Source organism: Dehalococcoidia bacterium (assembly GCA_025054935.1).
Classification (GTDB): domain Bacteria; phylum Chloroflexota; class Dehalococcoidia; order SpSt-223; family SpSt-223; genus JANWZD01.
Genome location: JANWZD010000054.1, coordinates 1 through 664 on the forward strand (window position 1 = coordinate 1; position 664 = coordinate 664).

Here is a 664-nt window from a genome sequence, read left to right on the forward strand (position 1 = left end):
GGGCTAAAAAAGCGGGCGCGCATTGTTGCGATGGCTGTATCCGGTGAGGATCCCACGATCATGCTGACAGGGCCGGTTTCCGCGTCGCGCGCGGCTTTAAAAAAGGCTGGGCTGCGCGTGGAAGATATTGATCTTTGGGAGATTAATGAGGCTTTCGCCGCTGTACCGCTTTATGTCCAACGCGAGCTGGGTATCCCCACCGAGCGCATCAATACCAATGGCGGGGCAATCGCACTGGGGCATCCTTTAGGGGCAACGGGGGCAATCCTTTTGGGCACAGCTGTCGATGAATTGGAGCGCCGCAAAGCGCGCTTTGCCTTGATCACACTGTGCATCGGCGGCGGCATGGGCATCGCCACCATCATCGAGCGGGTTGGATAACAAATTTGGCTCGCCCCACTCCTCTATGGCCATAAGTTACCAGAGGGATATATGCTAAAGGCGATCCGTGTAGTGGCCGTACTGGCCAGTTTAATCGCAGCGCACTGTGCCTTGCAAAATGGCTCAGAAGAAATCATTGGTAGCCGAAAAGCGGAAAATGTGCGTGACCTGACACCGGTCGATGCCCGCTACATCGTCAACACAAACACCCCCACGCTCTATTTTTCCAATAGCAGCCCCTTGGTCAAAGAAGTCAAAAAAGGCGATATTGTGGTCTCTGACG

General features: G+C 54.8%; 2 protein-coding genes. Both read left to right on the forward strand.

What is annotated here, in order from left to right; all coding sequences use genetic code 11:
- Positions 1-381, forward strand: a 381-nt coding sequence (locus NZ773_16230; GenBank protein ID MCS6803475.1) for an acetyl-CoA C-acyltransferase, incomplete at its 5' end; no start/stop codon positions are given.
- A gap of 51 nt (positions 382-432) precedes the next feature.
- Positions 433-664 (forward strand): hypothetical protein (locus tag NZ773_16235; protein MCS6803476.1); only part of this gene is annotated, 232 nt, incomplete at its 3' end.